Consider the following 24,294-nt stretch of genomic DNA (forward strand, 5'->3'; position numbering starts at 1 on the left):
GGGCCGTTGCACTGCCGCAACGTGGCGGTGCCCGCCGCGCAACACGGGCGCGGCACGCTCGGGCCCATGCTGTGGAGGGTGCGCGCGACGCTGCCGGACCGACCGGGCGCGCTGGCCGCGCTCGCGCGGGAGTGCGGGGCGGCGGGGGTGAACATCCTCGGCGTCCAGGTCTTCCCGGGCACCGAGGGCGTGACGGACGAGCTGGTGGTCCGCACCCCCGACGGGTGGACGCAGGCGCACGTCGTACGCCTGCTGGAGACGGCAGGCGGCACCGACGTGGTCGGCACCCCGTGCACGGAGGCGGCGCTCGTCGACCAGCCCACGCGCTACGTGCAGGCGGCGCGGGCGGTCATCGCCCGCCCGGCCCGCTTCCCGGAGGTGGTGGCGCGGCTGTTCGACGCCGAGGCCGACGTGCCCGGCGAGGCGTCCCCGGCCGGCGACCTCATGGAGCTGACGGTTGGCGACGTCGCCGTGCAGATCCGCCGCCGCGCCCCGTTCACCCCGACCGAGCTCGCCCGCGGGGCGGCGATGGCCGACCTGGTCTCCGACGTCCTGGGCCGGGCGCCCGCCGTGCTGGGCTCGGGCTCGCGCCGGCTGGGCGGGGGGACCACCCCGACGTACGGCGTCGTGGGGCTCGCCGTGCGCGCGGAGGTGGAGGGCGTGGTCGTCGGGTACGCCGAGATCCGCCCGCCGCGCGACGTCTCCGGCCTGCGCGAGGTGGAGCTGGAGGTCGACCCGGCCTGGCAGCGGCGCGGGATCGGCACCCGGCTCCTCGTCGACGTCGCCCGGCTGGCCGCGGCGGAGGGGGTCGAGGAGATCGTCGTCGCGACCCACGCGGACAACCAGGCGGTCCTGCCGATGGTGCTGGCCGCCGGCCTGCGCGGCCGGATCCGGATGGCCGCGGACACGCTCACGGTGCGGATCCCGGTGCACCAGCTCAAGCCGCTCGCCCGCTGACCGGGGCGCGGGCGGTGGCGCCGCGCGGCGTACGATGCATGGGTGGAGATCCCCGACAAGTTCGCCGCCCTCGGTCTCACGTACGACGACGTGCTCCTGCTGCCGGGGTACTCCGACCTCGCCCCGGCCGACATCGACACGACGTCGCGCCTGACGCGGGAGATCTCGCTCAAGGCGCCACTGATCTCGGCGGCGATGGACACGGTGACCGAGTCGCGGATGGCGATCGCGATGGCCCGCCAGGGCGGCATCGGCATCCTGCACCGCAACCTCTCGGTGACCGACCAGGCCTACCAGGTCGACCTGGTCAAGCGCACCCAGACGGGCATCATCTCCAACCCCGTCACCATCGGGCCGGACGCGACGCTGGAGGAGCTCGACCGCATCTGCGGTGAGTACCGCGTCTCGGGCCTCCCGGTCGTCGACGCCGACCACCGCCTGCTGGGCATCATCACGAACCGCGACCTGCGCTTCACGCCGGTGGCGGAGTGGGCGACCACCAAGGTCGACGAGGTGATGACGCCGATGCCGCTCATCACCGGCCCGGTGGGCATCAGCCGCGACGACGCCACGGCGCTCCTGCGCGCGCACAAGCGCGAGCGCCTCCCGCTGGTCGACGACGCCGGCCGGCTCGCCGGCCTCATCACGGTCAAGGACTTCGTGAAGTCCGAGCAGTTCCCCGACGCGTCGTACGACGCGGACGGCCGCCTGCTCGTCGGCGCGGCGATCGGCTACTTCGGCGACGCCTGGGAGCGCGCCACCACCTTGATCGAGGCCGGTGTCGACGTGCTCGTCGCCGACACCGCGCACGGCCACGTGCGGATGCTGCTCGAGATGGTGCAGCGCCTGAAGGCCGACCCCGCGACCCGCCACGTGCAGGTGATCGGCGGCAACGTCGCCACCCGCGAGGGCGCCCAGGCGTTCGTCGACGCGGGCGCCGACGCCGTCAAGGTGGGCTTCGGCCCCGGCTCGATCTGCACGACCCGCGTCGTCACCGGTGCCGGCGTCCCGCAGATCACCGCGGTCTACGAGGCCTCGCTCGCCTGCGGCCCGGCCGGTGTCCCCGTCATCGCCGACGGCGGCCTGCAGCAGTCCGGCGACATCGCGAAGGCGATCGTCGCGGGTGCGGAGAGCGTGATGATCGGCTCGCTGCTCGCCGGCTGCGAGGAGTCGCCGGGCGAGCTCGTGTTCGTCAACGGCAAGCAGTACAAGGCGTACCGGGGGATGGGCTCGCTGGCCGCCATGAGCAGCCGCGGCAAGAAGTCCTACTCGAAGGACCGCTACTTCCAGGCCGAGGTCTCCAGCGATGACAAGATCGTGCCCGAGGGCGTCGAGGGCCAGGTCGCCTACCGCGGCCCGCTCGCGGCCGTGGCGCACCAGCTCATCGGCGGGCTCAGCCAGTCGATGTTCTACATCGGCGCCCGCACGGTGCCGGAGCTGCGCGAGAAGGGCCGCTTCGTGCGGATCACGTCGGCCTCGCTCAAGGAGAGCCACCCGCACGACATCCAGATGGTGGCCGAGGCGCCCAACTACAACGCCCGCTGAGCGCCTCGGTCCCCACCGTCGCCGGGGTCAGCCCAGCGGCCAGCTCACGGGCTCGCCCGCCGGGACGGACTCGGGCTCGTAGGTCCAGGTGACCGCGGCGGGCTCGCCCGGCTCGAGGAAGCGCAGCGCGCAGTGGCGCATCTCCGCGCCCTCGCCGAACGACTCCGCCTTGAACGTGCCCTGGCACACGTCCTCGGTCACGGACCCCATGACGAGCTGCACGCCGCTGTCGAGGCTCTGCCCGGAGGCGTCGACGATGTCGAAGTTGGCGAGGTCGGGCTGCTGCGCGACCGGGCCGTTGACGTAGCGGCCCTCGTAGGCGACGTAGTAGGGCACCGCGTCCCCGACGGTCTCCAGGCTCTCCGCGTCGAGCTCGAAGTCGGCGATGTCGCCCTGCACGACGTCGATGATCTCCAGCTCGGCGACGAACTCGATCTCCTGGGCGTCCGGGGTGATGCCGGAGGCGATCACCGACGCCGGCGTGGTCAGGGAGTCCTGGGGCCCGCTGGCGACCACGCTCGGATCGAGGGGGACCTCCGTGGTGCTGCCGTCGGCGAGACCGAACTCGCTGCCCGCGAGCGGCCCGGTCGGGGTCGCCGAGGACTCGGCCGCGGAGCTGGAGGAGTCGTCGGAGTCGGATCCGCACGCGCTCAGGGCGGCGGCGAGGACCACCGTCGTCGTCAGGGCCAGCAGGTTCTGCTTCATCACTACCTCTCTCGTCGGCCGGCGCCGTTCGTCGGCCGGGGCGCGACGTACCCCGCGGGGGCACCGCGCAACCCTCGGGCGCACGCGGGGGAGGGGGCGGGGGCACCGGCAACTACCCTGTGCCCGTGACCGAGATCGAGATCGGCCGCGCCAAGCGCGCTCGCCGGGCCTACGCCTTCGACGACATCGCCATCGTGCCGTCCCGCCGCACGCGCGACCCGGAGGAGGTCAGCGTCGCCTGGCAGATCGACGCCTACCGCTTCGAGATCCCGGTCGTCGCCGCCCCGATGGACTCCGTGATGAGCCCTGAGACCGCGATCGCGCTGGGCCGCGCGGGCGGCCTCGGCGTGCTCGACCTCGAGGGCCTGTGGACGCGGTACGACGACCCCACGCCGCTGCTGGAGGAGGTCGCCGGCCTCCAGGGCCCGGCGGCGACCGCCCGCCTGCAGGAGATCTACGCCGAGCCGGTGCGGGCCGACCTCATCACCGCGCGGCTCAACCAGATGCGCGACGCCGGCGTCACCGTGGCCGGGTCGCTCTCGCCGCAGCGCACCAAGGAGTTCGCCTCGACCGTCGTCGACGCGGGCGTCGACATGTTCGTCATCCGCGGCACGACGGTGAGCGCCGAGCACGTCTCCAGCCAGGCGGAGCCGCTCAACCTCAAGGAGTTCATCTACGAGCTCGACGTGCCCGTCATCGTCGGCGGCTGCGCGACCTACCAGGCGGCGCTGCACCTCATGCGCACCGGCGCGGCCGGCGTGCTGGTGGGCTTCGGCGGCGGCGCGGCGCACACGACGCGCTCCGTGCTCGGCCTCGCGGTGCCGATGGCGTCCGCGCTGGCCGACGTGGCCGCGGCCCGCCGCGACTACCTCGACGAGTCGGGCGGTCGCTACGTCCACGTCATCGCCGACGGCTCCATCGGCACGTCGGGCGACCTGGCCAAGGCCATCGCCTGCGGCGCCGACGCCGTGATGGTCGGCTCGCCCTTCGCCCGCGCCTCCGACGCCCCCGGGCGCGGCTTCCACTGGGGTGCCGAGGCGTGGCACCCGCTGCTGCCCCGCGGCCAGCGCGTCGAGTTCCCGACGGTCGGCACGCTCGAGGAGGTCCTCTTCGGCCCCTCCCGCGTCGCGGACGGCACGATGAACCTCGTCGGCGCCCTGCGCCGCGCGATGGCCACGACGGGCTACACGGAGCTCAAGGAGTTCCAGCGGGTCGAGGTCGTCGTCCTGTGACCCCGCTGCGGGTCGCCGCGGCCCAGGCCGCGGCGGTCCCGGGCGACCTCGTCGCCAACGCCGCGACGGCCGGGCGGCTGGTCCGCCGCGCCGGTGACGCGGGCGCCCGGGTCGTCGTGCTGCCCGAGGCCTTCCTCGTGGGGTACGACGGGCCCGTCCTCGCCGGTCCGCTGCCCACGCCCGCGCAGGCCACGGGTCCCGTGCTCGACCCGGTCCGCGAGTCGTGCCGGGCGACCGGCACGACGGCCCTCGTCGGCGTCGCGCTCGACCGCGGGGCGACCCGCACCCTCTCGCTCCTCCTGGCGCGACCCGACGGCGAGGTCGTGCCGGCGTACGACAAGCAGCACCTCGACGCCGACGAGAAGCAGGTCTTCACCACGGGCGACGCGGGCGCCTCGGTGCGCGTCGAGGGCCACGAGCTGGGCCTGGCGGTCTGCTACGACGCGTGCTTCCCCGAGCACGCGCGGGCGGCGGCGGAGGACGGGGCGCTCGGCTACCTCGTCTCGGCGGCGTGGTTCCGCGGCGCGGAGCACCGCCGCGACCTGCACCACGCGGCGCGGGCGGTGGAGAACGGCTCGTACGTCGTGGTGTCCGGACTGACGGGCCGCTGCGGCGGCTCCGACTTCAGCGGCGGCTCGGCCGTCTACGACCCGGAGGGCCGGCCGCTCGCGCGGCTCGGCACGGAGGAGGGGGTCGCGGTCGCCGACCTCGACCCCGCGCTCGTGGCCGCGACCCGGGCCCGGCACACGATGCTGGCCGACCACCGCTCGGCCCTCGACACCGGGCCGGGCGGCCTCGGGCAGCGCCGCGTGCGGTGACCCGCGGGCCTCTGTCACAGTGGAGGCCATGACTGCGACGCGTCCTGGAACGCTCGGTCCTGCGGCACGCGACGCCGCCCTCGCCGCCCTGGCCGCCTCGGGGAACGGGGCGGACGGGGGCGCGGGCGAGCTCGACGTGCTGGTGGTCGGCGGTGGTGTCGTCGGCGCCGGCACCGCCCTCGACGCCGTCACCCGCGGCCTGACGACGGCGCTGGTCGAGCAGCGCGACCTGGCGTCGGGCACCTCGAGCCGCTCCAGCAAGCTGGTGCACGGCGGGCTGCGCTACCTGGAGATGTTCGACTTCGGGCTGGTCCGCGAGGCGCTGGAGGAGCGGGGCCTGCTGCTCACCCGGCTCGCCCCGCACCTCGTGCGCCCCGTGCCGTTCCTCTACCCGCTGCGCCACACCCACGAGCGGCCCTACGTGGGCGCGGGCCTCGTGCTGTACGACGCGATGGCCGCCCTCGGCTCCTCCGACATGGGCGTGCCGCGCCACCGCCACCTGTTCCGCCGCCAGGTCGCGCGCATCGCGCCGGACCTGCGCACCGAGGACCTGACCGGCGCGATCCGCTACCACGACGCGCAGGTCGACGACGCCCGCCTCGTCACGACGCTGGCCCGCACCGCCGCCCGGCACGGCGCCCACGTCGCCACCCGCACCAAGGTCGTCGGCTTCCTGCGCGAGGGCGAGCGGGTCGTCGGGGTCCGCGCGGTCGACCTGGAGAGCGGCCGCGAGCTCGAGGTCCGCGCCCGGGTCGTGGTCAACGCCGCCGGGGTGTGGACCGACGAGATCCAGGAGATGGTCGGCGGGCGCGGCTCGATGCACGTGCAGGCCTCGAAGGGCATCCACCTCGTCGTGCCCCGGGACCGCATCCGCTCCGAGGCCGGCTTCATCACGAAGACCGAGAAGTCCGTCCTCTTCGTCATCCCCTGGGGCCGGCACTGGATCATCGGCACCACCGACACCGCCTGGGACCTCGACAAGGCCCACCCGGCGGCCTCGCGCGCCGACATCGACTACGTCCTCGCGCACGTGAACACGCTGCTGCGCGAGCCGCTCGACCACTCCGACGTGGTCGGGGTGTACGCGGGCCTCCGCCCGCTGCTGCGCGGGGAGTCCGAGCCCACCTCGCGGATCTCGCGGGAGCACACGGTCGTCACCCCCGTGCCGGGCCTGGTGATGATCGCGGGCGGCAAGCTCACGACGTACCGGGTGATGGCCAGGGACGCCGTCGACGCGGCCGCCCCCTCGCTGAGCGCGACGGGCGGCGCCGTGCGGGCCTCGATCACCGACCGCGTGCCCCTGCTCGGGGCGGAGGGCTTCGAGGCGCGCTCCAACCAGCGCGTGCTGCTCGCCCGCCGCTCGGGGCTGCACGTCGCCCGCATCGACCACCTCCTGGGCCGGTACGGCGGGCTCGTCGACGAGGTGCTCGACCTGGTGGCCGCGCGGCCCGAGCTGGGGGAGCCGGTGCCGGGCGCCGACGACTACCTCCTCGCGGAGGTCGTGCACGCGGTGACCCACGAGGGGGCGCGCCACCTCGACGACGTGCTGGCCCGGCGTACCCGGATCTCGATCGAGACGCCGCACCGGGGGACCGCGTCGGCCCGGGCGGTGGCGGAGGTCGTGGCGGCCGAGCTCGGGTGGGACGCCGCGCGCACCGACGAGGAGGTCGACCACTACCTGCGCCGGGTCACCGCGGAGCGCCGCAGCCAGGAGAAGCTGACGGACCAGGAGGCGGACGAGGCCCGGGTGAGCGTGCCCGACCTGGTCTGACGCGGCCGGACGGGACGCTCGACCCGGGCGCGGGGGCTTGACAGATCGCCCGGGGTTGTCAACTCCGGCCAATTGTTACCACGAGGTAGAACGGGAGACCGCGCTCACATACTCTCGGTACATGAGCAACTCCACCCCCGCGAGCGGACCCCTCGTCACGGGCCCCGGTGACCCCGAGCACGACCCCACCGCGTCCTACGCGCTCGAGCCGGAGTACGTCGCGTCCCTGACCGCCCGGCTCACCGCCGGCGGTGCGGACCCCGTGGTCACGCGCACCCCGCTGACCGGCGCGCCGCTCGCGAACCTCCCGCAGTCCTCGCCCGCCGACGTGCGCGAGGCCTTCGCCCGCGCCCGCCGCGCGCAGGAGTCGTGGGCCCGCACGTCGCTGGCCCACCGCCAGGAGCTGCTGCTGCGCCTGCACGACATCGTGCTGGACCGCCAGGACGAGATCCTCGACCTGATCGTGTGGGAGTCGGGCAAGGCCCGCAAGCACGCGTTCGACGAGCCCCTCCACATCGCGCTGACGGCGCGCTACTACGGCCGCACGCTGAGCGACCACGTGCGCACCCGCCGCGTTCCGGGCGTCTTCCCGCTGCTCACGCGCGTCGAGGTGAACCGGGTGCCCAAGGGCGTCGTCGGCGTCATCTCGCCGTGGAACTACCCGTTCACGATGGCGCTGTGCGACGGCCTCGCCGCCATCGCCGCCGGCAACGCGGTCGTCGCGAAGCCCGACTCGCAGACCACGCTGAGCGCGCTGTTCGCCGCGAAGCTGCTGGACGAGGCCGGCTTCCCCGCCGACCTGTGGCAGGTCGTCGCCGGCCCCGGCTCGGTCGTGGGCTCCGCGATCATCGACCAGGCCGACTACGTCTGCTTCACGGGCTCGACGGCGACCGGCAAGCGCGTGGCCGCCCAGGCGGCGGAGCGGCTCATCGGCTGCTCGCTCGAGCTCGGCGGCAAGAACCCGATGATCGTGCTGCGCGACGCCGACGTGGAGAAGGCCGCCGAGGGCGCGGTGCGCGCCGCGTTCTCGAACGCCGGCCAGCTGTGCGTCTCGCTCGAGCGGATGTTCGTGGCCGACCAGGTCTACGACCGGTTCGTCGAGCGCTTCGTGGCCCGCACCCAGGCCATGACGCTGGGGGCCACGCTCGACTGGGGCAACGACATGGGCTCGCTCATCAACCAGAGCCAGCTCGACACGGTCGTCGCCCACGTCGAGGACGCGGTGGCCCGCGGTGCGACGGTGCTCACCGGTGGCCGCGCCCGGCCCGACCTCGGCCCCTACGTCTACGAGCCGACGATCCTCGCCGACGTCACGCCCGAGATGTCGTGCTTCGGCCAGGAGACCTTCGGCCCGGTCGTCTCGCTCTACCGGTTCAACGACGAGTCCGAGGCCGTGGCCCGGGCGAACGACGGGGAGTACGGCCTCAACGGCGCGATCTTCAGCCGTGACGGCGACCGCGCCCGCGCCCTGGCCCGCCGGGTCAAGTGCGGCACCATCAACATCAACGAGGCCTTCGCCGCCACCTTCGCCTCGCTGCAGGCGCCGATGGGCGGCATGCGCGAGTCCGGCATGGGCCGCCGCCAGGGCGCCGAGGGCATCCTGCGCTACACCGAGACGCAGTCGGTCGCCACCCAGCGCGTCGTGCCGATCGCGCCCGTCCTGGGGCTGTCCGACGAGGCGTACGCGCGGCTGATGACGACGAGCCTGCGCGTGCTGCGGAAGACGGGCCGGGCATGACCTTCGACTACGACGTCCTCATCGTCGGGTCGGGGTTCGGCGGGTCGGTCAGCGCGCTGCGCCTGACCGAGAAGGGCTACAAGGTGGCGGTCCTCGAGGCCGGCGCCCGCTTCGAGGACGACGACTTCCCGGAGACGTCGTTCGACCTGAAGAAGTACCTGTTCCTGCCCGAGGCCGGGTGCTACGGCATCCAGCGGATCGACCTCATCAAGGACTGCATGATCCTCGCCGGGGCGGGGGTCGGCGGCGGGTCGCTCGTCTACGCGAACACCCTCTACGAGCCGCTCGACGCGTTCTACCGCGACCCGGCGTGGTCCCACATCACCGACTGGCGCTCCGAGCTGGCGCCCTACTACGACCAGGCCAAGCGCATGCTCGGCGTGGTCGAGAACCCGGTGCGCACGGCGAGCGACGACGTCATGCTCAAGGTCGCCGAGGAGATGGGCGCGGGCGACACCTACCACCCGACGCCGGTCGGCGTGTTCTTCGGCGGCCCCGAGCACGGCGGCGCCGAGCAGGGCGGGGTGGAGGTCGACGACCCGTACTTCGGCGGCGCCGGCCCGAGCCGCACGACGTGCCGCAACTGCGGCGAGTGCATGACCGGGTGCCGCCACAACGCGAAGAACACGCTGGTCAAGAACTACCTCTACCTCGCCGAGCGCAAGGGCGCCGTCGTGCACCCGCTGACGACGGTGACGCGCGTGCGGCCGCTTCCGGGCGGCGGCTACCGGGTCGACGCGCGGTGGACGAAGGCGAAGCTGTCGCGCCGCCGCGCCGTGCGCTCCTTCACCGCCGAGCAGGTCGTCTTCTCCGCCGCGGCGCTCGGCACCCAGAAGCTCCTGCACCGGCTCAAGGTGAAGGGCGACCTGCCGAACGTCTCCGACCGCCTCGGCATGCTGACCCGCACCAACTCGGAGTCGATCCTCGGCGCCCTGGCGCCCGACCTGTCGACGGACTACAGCAAGGGCGTGGCCATCACCTCGTCCTGGCACCCCGACGAGCACACCCACATCGAGCCGGTGCGCTACGGCAAGGGCTCGAACGCGATGGCGCTGCTGCAGACGGTCCTCACCGACGGCGACGGCCCCGGCCCGCGCTGGCAGACGTGGCTCAAGGAGCTGTGGCTCCAGCGCCGCCACGTGCTCGACCTCTACGACATGAAGCACTGGTCGGAGCGCACGGTCATCGCGCTCGTCATGCAGACGCTCGACAACTCGATCACGACCTTCCCGCGGCGTACGCCGTTCGGCTGGCGGCTGTCGTCGAAGCAGGGCCACGGCGCGCCGAACCCCACGTGGATCCCGGTGGCCAACGAGGCGACGCGCAAGATGGCCAAGCAGGTCGACGGCACGCCGGGCGGCACCATCGGCGAGCCGTTCAACCGGCCGCTGACGGCGCACTTCATCGGCGGCTGCACCATCGGCGACTCCCCGGAGTCCGGCGTGGTGGACGCCTACCAGCGGATGTACGGCCACCCCGGCCTCCACGTGGTCGACGGCTCGGCGATCTCGGCCAACCTCGGCGTGAACCCGTCGCTGACCATCACCGCCCAGGCGGAGCGCGCGATGGCCTTCTGGCCCAACAAGGGCGAGGCCGACGCGCGGCCGCCGCTGGGTGCGGCGTACGAGCGCGTCGACCCGGTCGAGCCGCGCGAGCCCGCCGTGCCGCCGCACGCGCCGGCGGCCCTGCGGCTGCCCATCGTCGGCGTGAGCTGAGGCGGGCACCGGCTCCCGGGCCGGTCGCGGGAGCCGGGTGTGACGGCGGTCGCAAGTTTGTCGTCACGCGCCGTAACCGGGGGTCCGGGGGCTCGTTGCACTGGATGGGTCCGGCACGTTTGCTCCCTCCCAGCCCGGGCCCGAGTCCAGCGCTGGTCAGCAGCCGCAGGACCATCAGGGCCCGGCCACCCTCCCTCCCCGGCCGGGCCCTGATGCGTTGGCAGGGGGACCGGTGGGGCCTCGCTAGACTCGCGTGCGCCCGCGCCGCGGCGGCGGGCTCCCGCCGTACCCCCGCGAAAGGCACCCGATGACCGGCACCCCCGACCACGACCTCGTCCTGGTCGTCGACTTCGGCGCCCAGTACGCCCAGCTCATCGCCCGCCGGGTGCGGGAGGCGCGCGTCTACTCCGAGATCGTGCCCCACACGATGCCCGTCGAGGAGATGCTCGCGAAGCGGCCCGCCGCGATCATCCTCTCGGGCGGCCCGTCGTCGGTGTACGCCGACGACGCCCCCGGCATCGACGGCACCCTCCTCACGGCCGGCACCCCGGTGTTCGGCATGTGCTACGGCTTCCAGCTCATGGCGCAGGGCCTCGGCGGCACGGTGTCGCCGACCGGCGCCCGCGAGTACGGGCGGACCCCCGTCACCGTCGGGCGGCCCGGCACCCTGCTGGCCGACCTGCCGGGGGAGCACCGCGTGTGGATGTCGCACGGCGACTCCGTCACCGCGGCCCCCGACGGCTTCGCCGTGCTGGCCTCGACCGACGTCACCCCGGTCGCCGCGTTCGAGGACACCGAGCGCCGCCTCGCGGGCGTGCAGTGGCACCCCGAGGTGCTGCACTCCGAGCACGGCCAGGAGGTGCTGGAGCGCTTCCTCGTCGACATCGCCGGCTGCCGGCAGACGTGGACGATGGTCAACATCGTCGAGGAGCAGGTCGAGCGGATCCGCGCCGAGGTCGGCGACGCCCGCGTCATCTCGGCGCTCTCCGGCGGCGTCGACTCCGCCGTCTCCACCGCCCTGGTGCAGCGTGCGGTCGGCGACCAGCTGACCGCGGTGTTCGTCGACCACGGGCTGCTGCGCGAGGGCGAGGCCGAGCAGGTCGAGCAGGACTACGTCGCCGCGACCGGCGTCGACCTGAAGGTCGTCGACGCGCGCGAGCAGTTCCTCGGCCACCTCGCCGGCGTCACCGACCCCGAGACCAAGCGCAAGATCATCGGCCGCGAGTTCATCCGCGTCTTCGAGGCCGCCGAGCGGGAGGTGCTGGCCACCCCCGGCGCGCCCGTGAAGTTCCTGGTGCAGGGCACGCTCTACCCCGACGTCGTGGAGTCGGGCGGGGGAGCGGGCGCCTCCAACATCAAGAGCCACCACAACGTGGGCGGCCTGCCCGAGGACCTCGAGTTCTCGCTCATCGAGCCGCTGCGCACCCTGTTCAAGGACGAGGTGCGCGAGGTGGGGCGCCAGCTGGGCATCCCCGAGGCGATCGTGGCCCGGCACCCGTTCCCCGGGCCCGGCCTCGCCATCCGCATCATCGGGGCCGTCGACGCCGAGCGCCTCGCGATCCTGCGGGCCGCCGACGCGATCGTGCGGGAGGAGACGACGGCGGCCGGTCTCGACGCGGAGATCTGGCAGTTCCCGGTCGTGCTGCTCGCCGACGTCCGCTCCGTCGGGGTCCAGGGCGACGGCCGCACCTACGGCCACCCCGTCGTGCTGCGCCCGGTCTCCAGCGAGGACGCGATGACCGCCGACTGGAGCCGGCTGCCCTACGACGTGCTCGAGCGCATCTCGACGCGCATCACCAACGAGGTCGCCGAGGTCAACCGCGTGGTGCTCGACGTGACGAGCAAGCCGCCGGGCACCATCGAGTGGGAGTGAGCGGGGCCGCCCCAGGGCGGCCCCGCCCCACCCGGCGCGTCAGCGACGCTTGGCCTCCAGTCGCGCGCGGTGCTTGAGCTGCGCGATGCGCAGCGAGCCCACGAGGGCGGTCAGCAGGATGCCCGCCGCCGTCGCGACCAGCAGCGCGACCGCGAGCGGCGTCTCGCCCTCGAAGCCCAGGAACTGCACCGTCGTCGTGTCGGTGTTCTGGGCGATGAAGACGACCAGCAGCACCAGCAGCACGCCGAACGCGACCAGTGCGGCCCACAGGCCCCCGGCCTTGGAGCCGCGCGTCGGGTCCTTCGCCGGCCGGCCGGGCTGGGCGGGCCGGGCGGGCTGGGCGGGCTGGGTGGGGGCGACGGGCCCGGAGCCCGGCGTCGTCTGCGGGGCGGGGCCCGGAGGGGGGACCGGGCGGCCGGGCTCGGGGCCCGTGGGACTGCTGGGGGACGTCATCCGTCGAAAGTAGCAACCCCGACCGCCCGCGGCCCGCGACGCGGCGCCCGGCGTCACTCCAGGGGCAGCAGCAGGTCGGTGTTCTCGGCCGCCAGGAGCACCGCACCCACGAGCGAGGCGCGCTCCTCGAGCTCGCTGAGCTCGACCGGGGTGGTCGCGACGGCGTCGAGGACGTGGCGGCGCAGCTCGCGCCGTACCGACTCCAGGAGCAGGTCCCCGGCCCGGGCGATGTCCCCGCCCACGACGATGACCGCGGGGTTGAGCAGGTTCACCACGCTCGCCAGGCCCCAGCCGAGGTGGCGCCCGGCGTCCTCCAGCGAGCGCTGGGCCGACAGGTTGCCGGCGTGGGCCGCGGCGACGACGTCGTCGAGGGTCGCGCCGGGGAGCTGGTCGTCCATCATCGCCAGCACCGAGCTCACCGACGCGTAGGCCTCGAGGCAGCCGCGGCTGCCGCAGCGGCACACCGGACCGCGCTCGTCGAGGGTGAGGTGGCCGATCTCGCCGGCCGCGCCGCCGCTGCCGTGGAAGAGCCGGTTGTCGATGACGATGCCCGCGCCGATGCCCGACGAGATCTTCACGAACACCGAGCTGTCGCGGCCGCGGCCGACGCCGAGGCGGTGCTCGGCGAGGGCACCGAGGTTGGCGTCGTTCTCGACGCAGACGGGCACGCCGAACGCCGCCTCGCAGACCGCGAGGGCGTCGACCCCGACCCACCCCGGCAGGATCGCCGCCGAGGCGACGACGCGCTGGTTGATGGGGGCGGGCAGCCCGGTGGTGACGCTGCGCAGCATGGAGCGGTCCGTGCCCTCCTCGGCCAGCAGCTCGTCCAGCAGCGACGTCGCGAGGGCGAGCCCCTCGCCGTACGGGTGGGTGGGGGAGAGGCGCTGGCGGCGCTCGCGCACGAGCCGGCCGGTCAGGTCGCCGAGGGCGACCGCGACGTGGCTGTGGCCGAAGTCCACACCGGCCACGAGCCCGGCCGACGCGGCGAGCCGCACGACGGTGCCGCGCCGTCCGCTGCCGGGCTCGGTGGCCACCAGGCCGACGGCGCCGAGGTCCCGGATGATGTTGGAGACCGTGGCCGGGGCGAGCCCCGTGGCGCGCGCCAGGTCCGCCTGCGTGAGCACCGGCTCGTCCCCCGGCGTGGCCGCCGCGCGCAGCACGTCGAGCACCCGGCGCTGGTTCGCGGTGCGCAGGGTGGACGTGGAGCCCGGGGAGGGCCCGCGGAGGTCGGCGGTGGACACGGGCGTCACCCTGACGGGTTACTCACTAGTCGTCAAGCAGTGTCCACAAACCGCGTCAGTTCACACGTCGGAAACGATTTGCGTTCAACTCTTGACGACAAACCCTGTGAGGCACAACACTCCACACGTTCCCCCGTCGGCAGCGCCGTGCTGCCCGGTCATCGAGGAGAGAAGCATGTCCACCAGATTCCACCGGGTCGTCGTCTCCACGGCCGCACTCGTCGTCGGTGCCGGCGCCCTCGCCGCGTGCGGTGCCAACGACGCCCAGTCCGGCGGCGGGGACGGTGGCGGCGGGTCCACCATCGCCCTCCTGCTGCCCGAGTCGAGCACCACGCGCTACGAGGCGTTCGACAAGCCGCTCTTCGAGGCCAAGGTCGCCGAGCTCTGCGACGACTGCGACGTCATCTACTTCAACGCCGACCAGGACGAGGCGAAGCAGACCCAGCAGGTCGACTCCGCCCTGTCGCAGAACGCCGACGTCATCGTGCTCGACCCGGTCAACGGCGCGGGCGCCGGCGGCATGGTCCGCACGGCGCAGGACGCGGGCGCCGAGGTCATCGCCTACGACCGCTTCATCGAGGGCGCCGACTACTACCTGTCCTTCGACAACGAGACGGTCGGCCGCATGCAGGGCGAGGCCCTCATCGAGGCCACCGGCGGCACCGGCAGCATCCTCATGCTCAACGGCGCCCCGAGCGACCCGAACGCCGCGCAGTTCAAGGCCGGCGCCCACGAGGCCATCGACGCCAGCGGCCTCGAGGTCCTCGCGGAGTACGACAACCCCGACTGGAGCCCGACCAACGCCCAGCAGTGGACGTCGGACCAGCTGGCGCGCTTCGACGCCGGCGAGATCGCGGGCGTGTACGCCGCCAACGACGGCCAGGCGGGCGGCGTCATCGCCGCGCTGACCGGCGCCGGCGTCGACCCCGCCGCCCTGCCCCCCATCACGGGCCAGGACGCCGAGCTCGCCGCGATCCAGCGCATCGTCGCCGGTGAGCAGGCCATGACGATCTACAAGCCCATCAAGATCGAGGCCGAGAAGGCCGCCGAGGTCGCCGTCGCCCTGGCCCGGGGCGAGGACGTGGGCGAGACCGAGGACTACGAGGGCGTCGCGTCCTTCATCTTCGACCCGATCGTGGTCACCCAGGAGAACGTGGCCGACACCGTCGTGGCCGACGAGTTCTACGCGGTCGAGGACATCTGCACCGAGGACTACGCGGACGCCTGCGCCGCAGCCGGGCTGTCCTCGTGACCCCGATCGACACCAGCAAGGGACGCGGCGCCGCCGCGTCGGACCGAGCCGGCCGGGACACCCCGGCCGGCTCGGGCCTCGCCCTCTCCCTGCGCGGGGTCGGCAAGCGGTTCGGCGCCGTCCAGGCGCTGGCGGACATCGACTTCCGCGTCGGCGCGGGTGAGGTCGTCGCGCTCGTCGGCGACAACGGCGCCGGCAAGTCGACCCTCGTGAAGATCATCTCGGGCGTCTACCAGCCCGACGGCGGCGAGATCGAGGTCGACGGGCGCCGCGTGAGCATCAGCGGCCCCCGCGCCGCCCAGGGGCTCGGCATCGCGACGGTCTTCCAGGACCTCGCGCTGTGCGACAACCTCGACGTGGTCGCCAACCTCTTCCTCGGTCGCGAGCGCCGCCAGGGCGGCATCGTGCTCGACGAGGTCGGCATGGAGCAGGAGGCGTGGCGGCTGCTGCGCCGCCTGTCGGCCAAGATCCCGTCGGTCCGGATCCCCATCGCCTCGCTGTCCGGCGGTCAGCGCCAGACGGTCGCCATCGCGCGCAGCCTCGTCGGCGACCCCGGCATCGTGCTGCTCGACGAGCCGACCGCCGCGCTCGGCGTCGCCCAGACCGCGGAGGTGCTCGCCCTCGTGCGGCGCCTGCGCGAGACCGGCCTCGGCGTGATCCTCGTCAGCCACAACATGTCCGACGTGCTCGCCGTCGCCGACCGCATCGAGGTGCTCCGCCTCGGCCGCAACGCCGCGAGCTTCGACGCCCGCGACGTCTCGGTCGAGCAGCTCGTCGCCGCCATCACCGGTGCGAGCGACGAGGCCCGCAGCGGCCGCGACGACCTCGCGGCCACCCAGCACCCCGCAGGAGGGACGTCATGACGGTCGCCGCCGACCTCGCCGACGAGCGGCTCGTCCGCAGCAAGGGCCTCTCAGGGGCCGTCGACGGCATCTGGCGCCGCCTGCGCGGCGGCGACCTCGGCAGCCTGCCGGTCGTCGTCGGCCTGGCCATCATCTGCGTGGTCTTCTACAGCCTCGAGCCGCGGTTCCTGTCGTCGTTCTCGCTCGTCAACATCCTGACCTACGCCGCACCGGTCGGGATCATCGCGCTGGGCATCGTGCTCGTCCTGCTGCTCGGCGAGATCGACCTCTCCGTCGGCTCCGTGTCGGGCATGGGCGCCGCCGTCATGTCGGTGCTCGTCGTGCGCGAGAGCCAGTCGGTGCTCGTCGGCATCCTCGCCGGCATCGGCGTGGGCGTCCTGGTCGGCCTCGTCTACGCGCTGCTGTTCACCAAGCTCGGCATCCCCAGCTTCGTGTTCTCCCTCGGCGGCCTCCTTGGCTTCCAGGGCGTGCTGCTCTACCTGCTCGGCAGCGAGGGCACGATCAACCTGCCGAGCGACTCGGGCCTCATCGAGTTCACCCGGTTCAGCTACCTGACGGGGGCGGCGGCGTACGCGCTCGTCGCGGTCGTCGTGGCGCTGTACGTGCTGGGCGGGCTGTGGACGATCCGCCAGCGCAAGCGCGCGGAGCTCTCCGCGCCGTCGGCGGTGGGTCTCGCGGTCAAGGCCGCGCTGCTCGCGGCGGGCCTGGCCGGGCTGACCTACTACCTGGGCATCGACCGCGGCTGGAGCTACCTGTTCCTGCTGTTCGTCGCCCTGGTCGTGCTCATGGACCTGGCCCTGCGCCGTACCCGGTGGGGCCGCCACGTCTTCGCGGTGGGCGGCAACGAGGAGGCGGCGCGCCGCTCCGGCGTGAAGGTCACCCGCATCTACGTGTCGGTCTTCGTCCTCACCTCCACGCTCGCCGCCCTCGGCGGCGTCCTCGGGGCGGGGCTGCAGACGTCGGTCTCCCAGGCGACCGGCACGACGGACACGAACCTGACGGCCATCGCCGCCGCGGTCATCGGCGGCACCAGCCTCTTCGGCGGCCGCGGGTCGGCGTACGCGGCACTGCTCGGCATCATCGTGCTGCAGGCCATCCAGTCGGGCCTCAACATCGTGGGCGTCGACTCCTCGGTGCGCTTCATGGTCACGGGCGCGGTGCTGCTGCTCGCGGTGGCGATCGACTCGGTCGCCCGGCGGGCCCGCTCCTCCAGCGGACGCGGCTAGCCGGGCAGGACCAGGCACGAGCGGCCCGACGGGGCCGTCACCGGTGCGACGCAGCGATTCCACGCTGCCGTCGTGCGGTGGCGGCCCCGTTTCCGTCAGACTGACCCCGTGACGACATTGACACGGACGCTGGGCGCGGTGCGCTCCCGCGTCCTCGGGGGAGTGCGGGGCGTGCTGCTCCGCCAGGCGGCGGGACGGATCGACCTCTCGCGGATCGACAAGGTGCCGGCCTCGCTGGGCTGGCCGCTGACGCGCGAGGGCATCGAGCCGCCCGGGCGGCTGGACGAGATGCGCGCCGAGGCGCCGGTGCAGCGGCTGACGACGTTCCTGGGCATGAACGTGTGGCTGGTGACGGGCTTCGACGCGGCGCACGAGGTGCTGACGGACCGCTCGTCGTACTCGACCGACATCCGCCCGTACGTCGGGAAGGCCGGCGCCGCGGACGGGGACATCGGGGGCCTGGGGTTCACCGACCCGCCCGACCACACGCGGCTGCGCAAGTTCCTGACCCCGGAGTTCACCCGCCGCCGGCTGCAGCGCCTCGAGCCGCTGGTGGAGAAGATCGTGGCGCGGCAGCTGGACGAGATCGAGGAGGCGGCCCGTGCCGCGGAGGACGGGGTCGTCGACCTCGTGCCGCTGTTCAGCTTCCCGGTGCCGTTCCTCGTCATCTGCGAGCTGCTGGGCCTGCCCGACGAGCGCCGCGAGACCTTCCGCGAGCTCGGCTCGGCGCGCTTCGACATCTCCGGCGGGGGGTACGGCGCGTTCGGCGCCATCTCCGGCTCCCGCGAGTTCCTCCTCGCGGAGACGGCGCGCCAGCGCACCGACCCCGGTCCGGGGCTCATCGGCCAGATCATCCGCGACTTCGGCGACGAGATCAGCGACTACGACCTCGGCGGGCTCGCCGACGGCGCCTTCACCGGCGGCATGGAGACCTCCGCCGGGATGCTCGCGCTCGGCACGGCCGTGCTGGTGGAGAACGGCGGCACGTGGCAGTCGCTGGTCGACGCGACCGGCGACGTCGACGCGATCGTGGAGGAGCTGCTGCGCTACCTCTCCGTCGTGCAGGTCGCGTTCCCGCGCTTCGCGACGACCGACGTCGTGGTCGCGGGCCAGCAGGTCCGCAAGGGCGACGTGGTGATGGTGCACCTGCCCGCGGCCGACCGCGACCCCGCCTTCGGCGCCTGCCCGATGGGCTTCGACCCGGGCCGCCCGGCGAAGTCGCACCTCGCGTTCGGCCACGGCATCCACCGCTGCGTGGGCGCCGAGCTGGCGCGCATGGAGCTGCGCAAGGCCTACCCGGCGCTGGCCGAGCGCTTCCCGCGGATGACGCTGGTGGAGGGCACCGACGCGCTCGAGACGTTCGACGCCTCGATCGTCTTCGGCGTCGAGCGCCTGCTGGTGCGCCCGCTGGGCTAGTACGTCGTGCCCCGCTGCACGACGGGCCGGTCGATGCCGGCGCCGATCTCCACGAGCTCGGCGACGGTCTTGGCCGAGCCGTGCTCGGAGCCGGCCATGCGGGAGATGGTCTCCTCCATGAGCGTGCCGCCGAGGTCGTTGGCCCCGGCCCGCAGCATCCGCCGGGTGCCCTCGACGCCGAGCTTCACCCAGCTGGTCTGGATGTTGTCGACGCGCCCGTGGAGCAGGATGCGGGCCATCGCGTGCACGGCGAGGTTGTCGCGCAGGCTCGGGCCGGGGCGGGCGACGCCGGCGAGGTAGATGGGCGCCGAGGAGTGCACGAACGGCAGCGGGACGAACTCGGTGAACCCGCCGTACCCGTTCTCGCGGGCCGTGTCCTGGATGCCCGACAGCACGCGCAGGTGCCCCACCCAGTGGCGCGGGTTGTCGACGTGGCCGTACATCATCGTGCTCGTCGTCGGGATGCCCACGCGGTGCGCGGTGGAGACGATCTCGACCCACGTGGCGGTGGGCAGCTTGCCCTTGGTGAGGATCCAGCGGACCTCGTCGTCGAGGATCTCCGCCGCCGTGCCCGGGATCGAGTCGAGACCGGACTCGCGGGCCTTGATGAGGAAGTCCTCGAAGCCGAGCCCCGTGCGGGTCGAGCCGTTGAGCACCTCCATCGGGCTGAAGGCGTGCACGTGCATCTCCGGCACCCGCGCCTTCACCGCGGCGGCGATGTCGAAGTAGGCCGTGCCCGGCAGCTGCGGGTCGATGCCGCCCTGCATGCAGACCTCGGTGGCGCCGAGCTCCCACGCCTCCTGGGCGCGGTCGGCGACCTGGTCGAGCGAGAGGGAGTAGGCGTCGGCGTCGGTGCGGCGCTGGGCGAACGCGCAGAAGCGGCAGCCGACGTAGCAGACGTTGGTGAAGTTGATGTTCCGGTTCACCACGTAGGTGACGTCGTCGCCGACTACTGCGCGCCGCAGCTCGTCGGCGAGCGCGCAGACCTCGTCGAGCAGCGCGCCCTCGGCGGTGATGAGCGTCAGGGCGTGGGCGTCGGAGAGCCCGCCGGGGTCGCGCACGGCGGCGGCGAGGGCCTCGCGGCCGGCGGCCAGGTTGACCGCCGGGGCGAGCGGCGCGGGGGCGGGCACCGCGGCGCCGTCGGCGGCCCGCCGGACCGCGGCCCAGTCGCCGTACACGGTGTCGAAGTCGCTGCGCCGGTCCTCGGTGCGCCCCGTCGAGTCGACCTCGGTGTGCAGGTCCACCCGCCCGAAGCCCGACTCCTCCAGCGAGGGGTCCGGCTCCTGCCACGGGCGGCCGACCGGCCGCACCCCCGGTACGGCGAGCCCCGCCCGCGCGGGGTCGTCGCCGCCGGCGTCGGCCAGGGCCGCGACGTGCCCGGCGACGCGGGGGTCGATCCACGGCTCCTCGCGGCGCAGCGCGCCCACGACGTACTCGGGGTGCACGGTGAGGCGCGGCTCGAGGGTGAGCCCGCAGGCCTCGGTGACGCCGCGCAGCCGATCGAGGGAGGGCCAGGGCCGCTCGGGGTTGACGTGGTCGGGCGTGAGGGGCGAGACGCCGCCCCAGTCGTCGACGCCGGCGGCGAGCAGGGCGCGGCACTCGGCGAGGTCGACGAGGTTGGGCGGCGCCTGCACGCGGGCCTTGGGGCCGAGCAGCACGCGGGTGACGGCGATGGCGGCGCGGTACTCGTCGAGCCCGAGGTCGTCGGTGTGGCGCATCGCGGTGTCGGGCTTGGCGCGGAAGTTCTGCACGATCACCTCCTGCACGTGGCCGTAGGCGCGCGAGACCTGCCGCAGGGCGAAGATCGTGTCGGCCCGCTCGGCGAGGGTCTCGCCGATGCCGACGAGCAGGCCGGTGGTGAAGGGGATCGCGAGGCGGCCGGCGTCCTCGAGGGTGCGCAGCCGCACCGCCGGGTCCTTGTCGGGGGAGCCGTGGTGGGCCTCGCCGCGCGTCTCGAACAGCCGGCGCGAGGTGGTCTCCAGCATCATGCCCATCGAGGGGGAGACGGGCTTGAGCCGGTTCATCTCCTCCCAGCTCATGACGCCGGGGTTGAGGTGGGGCAGGAGCCCGGTCTCCTCCAGCACGTGCACGGCCATGGCGCGCACGTAGGCGAGCGTGGAGTCGTAGCCCTGCTCGTCGAGCCACTCCCGCGCCTCGGGCCAGCGGTCCTCGGGACGGTCACCGAGGGTGAAGAGCGCCTCGAGGCAGCCGAGCTCCGCGCCCTTCCGGGCGATGTCGAGGATCTCGTCGGGGGAGAGGTACGGCGCGCGCCCCTCCCGCGCCGCCTGCCTCGGCGTCTCCACGAAGGTGCAGTAGTGGCAGCGGTCGCGGCACAGCCGCGTGACGGGGATGAAGACCTTGGGGGAGTAGGTGACGACGCCGGGCCGGCCCGCCTCGACCAGCCCGGCGTCGCGCACCCGGGCGGCGACGGCGCAGAGCCGGTCCAGCTCCTCGCCGGTCGCCGCCAGGAGCGCCGTCGCCTCCGCCGCGTCCAGGCTCGCCCCGCGTTCCGCGCGCACGAGTGCGCGGCGTACCTGCTGGGGGGTGGGAGCGTCGGGAGAGGTCACCGTCGCAGCCTAGACCTGGTCGCGAACAATGCACATGATTCGCAGGGTTAGAGTCCCAGCATGCGGCCGATGATCTCCTTCTGGATCTCGGTCGTGCCGCCGTAGATCGTCTGGATGCGGCTGTCCACGAAGGCCTTGGCGATGGGGTACTCCATCATGTAGCCGTAGCCGCCGTGCAGCTGCACGCCGATGTCGGCGAGCTTCGTCTGCAGCTCGGTGGTCCACCACTTCGCCATCGACGCGAGCTGGGTGTCGACCTCGCCGCGGTTGAGCTTGAGCACCGTGTCGTTGAGGAAGACGCGGGCGATGTGCACCTCGGTCGCCATCTCCGCCAGCGTGAAGCGGGTGTTCTGGAACTTGCTGATGGGGCGGCCGAACGCCTCGCGCTCCTTCACGTAGTCGAGGCAGATCGCCAGGATGTGCTCGCAGGCGGCGACGGCGATGGCGGCGATCGAGACGCGCTCGCGGGGCAGGTTCACCATCAGCGAGATGAAGCCGGAGCCCTCCTCGCCCAGCAGATTCTCCTTGGGCACGACGACGTTGTCGAAGAACAGCTCGGCGGTGTCCTGCGCCTTCAGGCCGACCTTGTCGAGGTTGCGGCCGCGGGTGAAGCCCTCGGCGCCGCTCTCGACGACGAGCAGGCTGATGCCCTGCGCGCCGGCGTCGGGGTCGGTGCGCGCGACCACGACGACGAGGTCGGCCATGATCCCGTTGGAGATGAAGGTCTTCGAGCCGTTCAGCACGTAGTGGTCGCCCTTGTCGACCGCGCTCGTGCGGATGCCCTGGAGGTCCGAGCCGGCGCCGGGCTCGGTCATGGCGATCGCGGTGACGATGTCGCCGGAGACGCAGCCGGGCAGCCAGCGCTCCTTCTGCTCCTGCGTGCCGAGGGCGAGCAGGTAGGGGACGATGATGTCGTTGTGGAGCGGGAAGCCCAGGCCGCTCGCGCCGACCCGGCTGATCTCCTCGGCGACGACCATGTTGTAGCGGAAGTCGTCGAGCCCGAGGCCGCCGAACTCCTCCGGCACGTCGAAGGACAGCAGGCCGGTCGCGCCCGCCTTGCGCCAGATCTCGCGGTCGACGATCCCGTCGGCCTCCCACTGCTCGTGGAACGGCACGACCTCCTTCTCGAGGAAGGCGCGGAGCATCGCGCGGAAGTCCTCGTGCTCGGTCTCGAGGATGTCGGCGGCGGAGGCGAGGGGCATGGAGGGGCTCCTTGGGCGCGGTGGCGGGGCGTCAGAACGTGACATCGACACTGTGACAGCGAAACTGTCATCGAGCAAGGGGGCGGGGCGGCGCCCCGCGCGGCGGATTGCCCCGACCTCGATGACAGCCCTACTGTCACAGTCGTGACCGCCATCCCCGAGCGCCCGGAGCACCGCGACCCCGACGGCGCCACCCTGACGATCGACGAGCTGTCGGCGCGGGCGGGCACGACGGTGCGCACGACGCGCTACTACGCGAGCCTGGGCCTCATCCCCCCGCCCGAGCGCCGCGGGCGGGTGGCCTACTACGGCGACGTCCACCTCGCGCGGCTCGAGATGGTGCGGGCGCTGCAGGACCACGGCTTCACCCTGCAGGCCATCGAGCGCTACCTCGCCTCGGTCTCCGACGAGGCGACCACCGAGGAGCTCGCGCTGCAGCGGGCGATGCTCACCTCCTGGACCACCGAGCCCCCCGAGCGCCTCACCCGCCGCCAGCTCGAGAAGCGCGCGGGCCGCCGGCTGGAGGACGAGGAGGTCGACGTCCTCGTGCAGGTGCGGGCCGTCGAGGTCGAGCCGGGCACGGACCGCTACGTCGTGCTCGCCGGCTTCGCGCTCGGGCTGGAGATGCTGTCGCTCGACATCCCGATCACCAGCATCATCGAGGCCACCGAGACCATCGAGCGGCACATGGAGTCGCTGGCCGACGAGCTCACCGAGATCCTGCGCACCCAGGTGGTGCGTCCCTTCCGCGCCGAGCAGCACACGCCGGAGGAGGCCGCACGGATGGAGCGCACCGTCTCCGCCCTGCGCCGCATCACCCTCGAGGGCGTCGTGGTCGGCTTCCAGCGCGCCGCCAACCAGGTCATCGAACGGTCGCTGCGTCGCCGCTGAGGCCCCGGCACGCGATGATGGCGCCATGACCGAGCGCGCTCCGATCCAGACCTGGCTCACCGACATGGACGGGGTGCTCGTCCACGAGGAGGAGCCCATCCCCGGGGCGTCGGACTTCATCGCCGCCCTCCAGGCCTCGGGGCGCGAGTTCCTCGTGCTGACCAACAACTCGATCTACACCCCGCGCGACCTGCGCGCCCGGCTGCTCGGCAGCGGCATCGACATCCCCGAGGAGCGGATCTGGACCTCCGCGCTCGCGACGGCGCAGTTCCTGCTCGACCAGCGGCCGGGGGGCACGGCGTACGTCGTGGGGGAGGCGGGGCTGACCACGGCCCTGCACGACGTGGGCTACGTGCAGACCGACCGCGACCCCGACTACGTGGTGCTGGGGGAGACGCGGACCTACTCGTTCGAGGCCATCACGCGGGCCATCCGGCTCATCGAGGGCGGGTCGCGCTTCATCGCGACCAACCCCGACCCGAGCGGGCCCAGCCAGCAGGGCAAGCTGCCCGCGACGGGTGCGGTGGCCGCGCTCATCACGGCGGCCACGGGGCGGCGGCCCTACTACGTCGGCAAGCCCAACTCGCTGATGATGCGCAGCGCGCTCAACCGTCTCGAGGCGCACTCGGAGACGACCGTGATGATCGGCGACCGCATGGACACCGACATCGTCGCCGGCCTCGAGGCGGGCCTGCGCACCGTGCTCGTCATGACCGGCTCGACCACGCGCGCGCAGGTCGAGGACTTCCCCTACCGCCCCACCCGTGTCGAGGAGTCCATCGCCGACCTCGTGCGGATGGTGGAGGAGGGCACGCTCTGAGCGCCCCCG

General features: G+C 73.4%; 19 protein-coding genes. 14 read left to right on the forward strand and 5 right to left on the reverse strand.

The window, feature by feature from the left end; all coding sequences use genetic code 11:
- The first annotated feature begins 66 nt into the window (after positions 1 to 66).
- On the forward strand, positions 67 to 957 hold the full coding sequence (locus ACOACO_RS07510; RefSeq protein ID WP_420295615.1) for a GNAT family N-acetyltransferase: 891 nt from the start codon (positions 67 to 69) through the stop codon (positions 955 to 957).
- Between the two features lie 42 nt (positions 958 to 999).
- A complete protein-coding gene (guaB, locus tag ACOACO_RS07515; RefSeq protein WP_420295616.1) occupies positions 1,000 to 2,502 on the forward strand; it encodes an IMP dehydrogenase in 1,503 nt (500 codons plus the stop codon).
- A gap of 27 nt (positions 2,503 to 2,529) precedes the next feature.
- Here guaB and ACOACO_RS07520 read toward each other — a convergent pair whose 3' ends face one another.
- Positions 2,530 to 3,207: a hypothetical protein gene (locus ACOACO_RS07520; RefSeq protein WP_420295617.1), complete on the reverse strand. Its 678-nt coding sequence runs from the start codon at positions 3,205 to 3,207 to the stop codon at positions 2,530 to 2,532.
- A gap of 125 nt (positions 3,208 to 3,332) precedes the next feature.
- On the opposite strand from ACOACO_RS07520, the gene ACOACO_RS07525 reads away from it, so the two are divergent.
- From ACOACO_RS07525 to guaA, 6 genes are all read left to right on the forward strand, one after another.
- Positions 3,333 to 4,439 carry a GuaB3 family IMP dehydrogenase-related protein gene (locus ACOACO_RS07525; RefSeq protein ID WP_420295618.1) on the forward strand — a complete coding sequence of 369 codons (1,107 nt, stop codon included), beginning with the start codon at positions 3,333 to 3,335 and terminating at the stop codon, positions 4,437 to 4,439.
- The gene (locus ACOACO_RS07530) at positions 4,436 to 5,257 is read left to right on the forward strand and encodes a carbon-nitrogen hydrolase family protein (protein WP_420295619.1); all 822 of its coding nucleotides are present in this window, start codon (positions 4,436 to 4,438) and stop codon (positions 5,255 to 5,257) included. Before ACOACO_RS07525 ends, ACOACO_RS07530 begins: the two co-directional genes overlap by 4 nt.
- A gap of 28 nt (positions 5,258 to 5,285) precedes the next feature.
- Positions 5,286 to 7,028: a glycerol-3-phosphate dehydrogenase/oxidase gene (locus ACOACO_RS07535; protein WP_420295620.1), complete on the forward strand. Its 1,743-nt coding sequence runs from the start codon at positions 5,286 to 5,288 to the stop codon at positions 7,026 to 7,028.
- A gap of 121 nt (positions 7,029 to 7,149) precedes the next feature.
- Positions 7,150 to 8,766, forward strand: coding sequence for a succinic semialdehyde dehydrogenase (locus ACOACO_RS07540; protein WP_420295621.1), 1,617 nt, complete (start codon positions 7,150 to 7,152; stop codon positions 8,764 to 8,766).
- Entirely contained in the window at positions 8,763 to 10,481 is a 1,719-nt protein-coding gene (locus ACOACO_RS07545) for a GMC oxidoreductase (RefSeq protein ID WP_420295622.1), read from the forward strand. Before ACOACO_RS07540 ends, ACOACO_RS07545 begins: the two co-directional genes overlap by 4 nt.
- A gap of 307 nt (positions 10,482 to 10,788) precedes the next feature.
- Entirely contained in the window at positions 10,789 to 12,354 is a 1,566-nt protein-coding gene (guaA, locus tag ACOACO_RS07550) for a glutamine-hydrolyzing GMP synthase (protein WP_420295623.1), read from the forward strand.
- 39 nt (positions 12,355 to 12,393) lie between these two features.
- Here guaA and ACOACO_RS07555 read toward each other — a convergent pair whose 3' ends face one another.
- A complete protein-coding gene (locus ACOACO_RS07555; protein WP_420295624.1) occupies positions 12,394 to 12,807 on the reverse strand; it encodes a lipopolysaccharide assembly protein LapA domain-containing protein in 414 nt (137 codons plus the stop codon).
- A gap of 53 nt (positions 12,808 to 12,860) precedes the next feature.
- Positions 12,861 to 14,048 (reverse strand): ROK family protein, encoded by a 1,188-nt coding sequence (locus tag ACOACO_RS07560; protein WP_420295625.1) that lies wholly within the window; start codon positions 14,046 to 14,048, stop codon positions 12,861 to 12,863.
- Positions 14,049 to 14,223: 175 nt separating this feature from the next.
- Here ACOACO_RS07560 and ACOACO_RS07565 point away from each other — a divergent pair, with 175 nt between their 5' ends.
- The 4 genes from ACOACO_RS07565 to ACOACO_RS07580 all read left to right on the forward strand — a co-directional run bounded on the left by ACOACO_RS07565 (position 14,224) and on the right by ACOACO_RS07580 (position 18,805).
- Positions 14,224 to 15,300, forward strand: coding sequence for a substrate-binding domain-containing protein (locus ACOACO_RS07565; protein ID WP_420295626.1), 1,077 nt, complete (start codon positions 14,224 to 14,226; stop codon positions 15,298 to 15,300).
- Positions 15,301 to 15,389: 89 nt separating this feature from the next.
- Positions 15,390 to 16,163, forward strand: coding sequence for an ATP-binding cassette domain-containing protein (locus ACOACO_RS07570; protein ID WP_420296313.1), 774 nt, complete (start codon positions 15,390 to 15,392; stop codon positions 16,161 to 16,163).
- The gene (locus tag ACOACO_RS07575; RefSeq protein WP_420295627.1) at positions 16,160 to 17,389 is read left to right on the forward strand and encodes a sugar ABC transporter permease; all 1,230 of its coding nucleotides are present in this window, start codon (positions 16,160 to 16,162) and stop codon (positions 17,387 to 17,389) included. Before ACOACO_RS07570 ends, ACOACO_RS07575 begins: the two co-directional genes overlap by 4 nt.
- Positions 17,390 to 17,497: 108 nt before the next feature.
- Positions 17,498 to 18,805: a cytochrome P450 gene (locus ACOACO_RS07580; RefSeq protein ID WP_420295628.1), complete on the forward strand. Its 1,308-nt coding sequence runs from the start codon at positions 17,498 to 17,500 to the stop codon at positions 18,803 to 18,805.
- Here ACOACO_RS07580 and ACOACO_RS07585 read toward each other — a convergent pair.
- Positions 18,802 to 21,372 (reverse strand): bifunctional FO biosynthesis protein CofGH, encoded by a 2,571-nt coding sequence (locus ACOACO_RS07585; protein ID WP_420295629.1) that lies wholly within the window; start codon positions 21,370 to 21,372, stop codon positions 18,802 to 18,804. The two genes, ACOACO_RS07580 and ACOACO_RS07585, sit on opposite strands and share 4 nt — an antisense overlap.
- Before the next feature lie 47 nt (positions 21,373 to 21,419).
- The gene (locus ACOACO_RS07590; RefSeq protein ID WP_420295630.1) at positions 21,420 to 22,574 is read right to left on the reverse strand and encodes an acyl-CoA dehydrogenase family protein; all 1,155 of its coding nucleotides are present in this window, start codon (positions 22,572 to 22,574) and stop codon (positions 21,420 to 21,422) included.
- 144 nt (positions 22,575 to 22,718) lie between these two features.
- Between ACOACO_RS07590 and ACOACO_RS07595 the strand changes: the two genes are divergently transcribed.
- On the forward strand, positions 22,719 to 23,465 hold the full coding sequence (locus ACOACO_RS07595; RefSeq protein WP_420295631.1) for a MerR family transcriptional regulator: 747 nt from the start codon (positions 22,719 to 22,721) through the stop codon (positions 23,463 to 23,465).
- A gap of 25 nt (positions 23,466 to 23,490) precedes the next feature.
- Complete coding sequence (locus ACOACO_RS07600) at positions 23,491 to 24,285, forward strand: HAD-IIA family hydrolase (RefSeq protein WP_420295632.1); 795 nt, start codon at positions 23,491 to 23,493, stop codon at positions 24,283 to 24,285.
- Positions 24,286 to 24,294 lie beyond the last annotated feature (9 nt).

This window comes from Nocardioides sp. CPCC 205120, from assembly GCF_048654585.1.
GTDB lineage: Bacteria > Actinomycetota > Actinomycetes > Propionibacteriales > Nocardioidaceae > Nocardioides.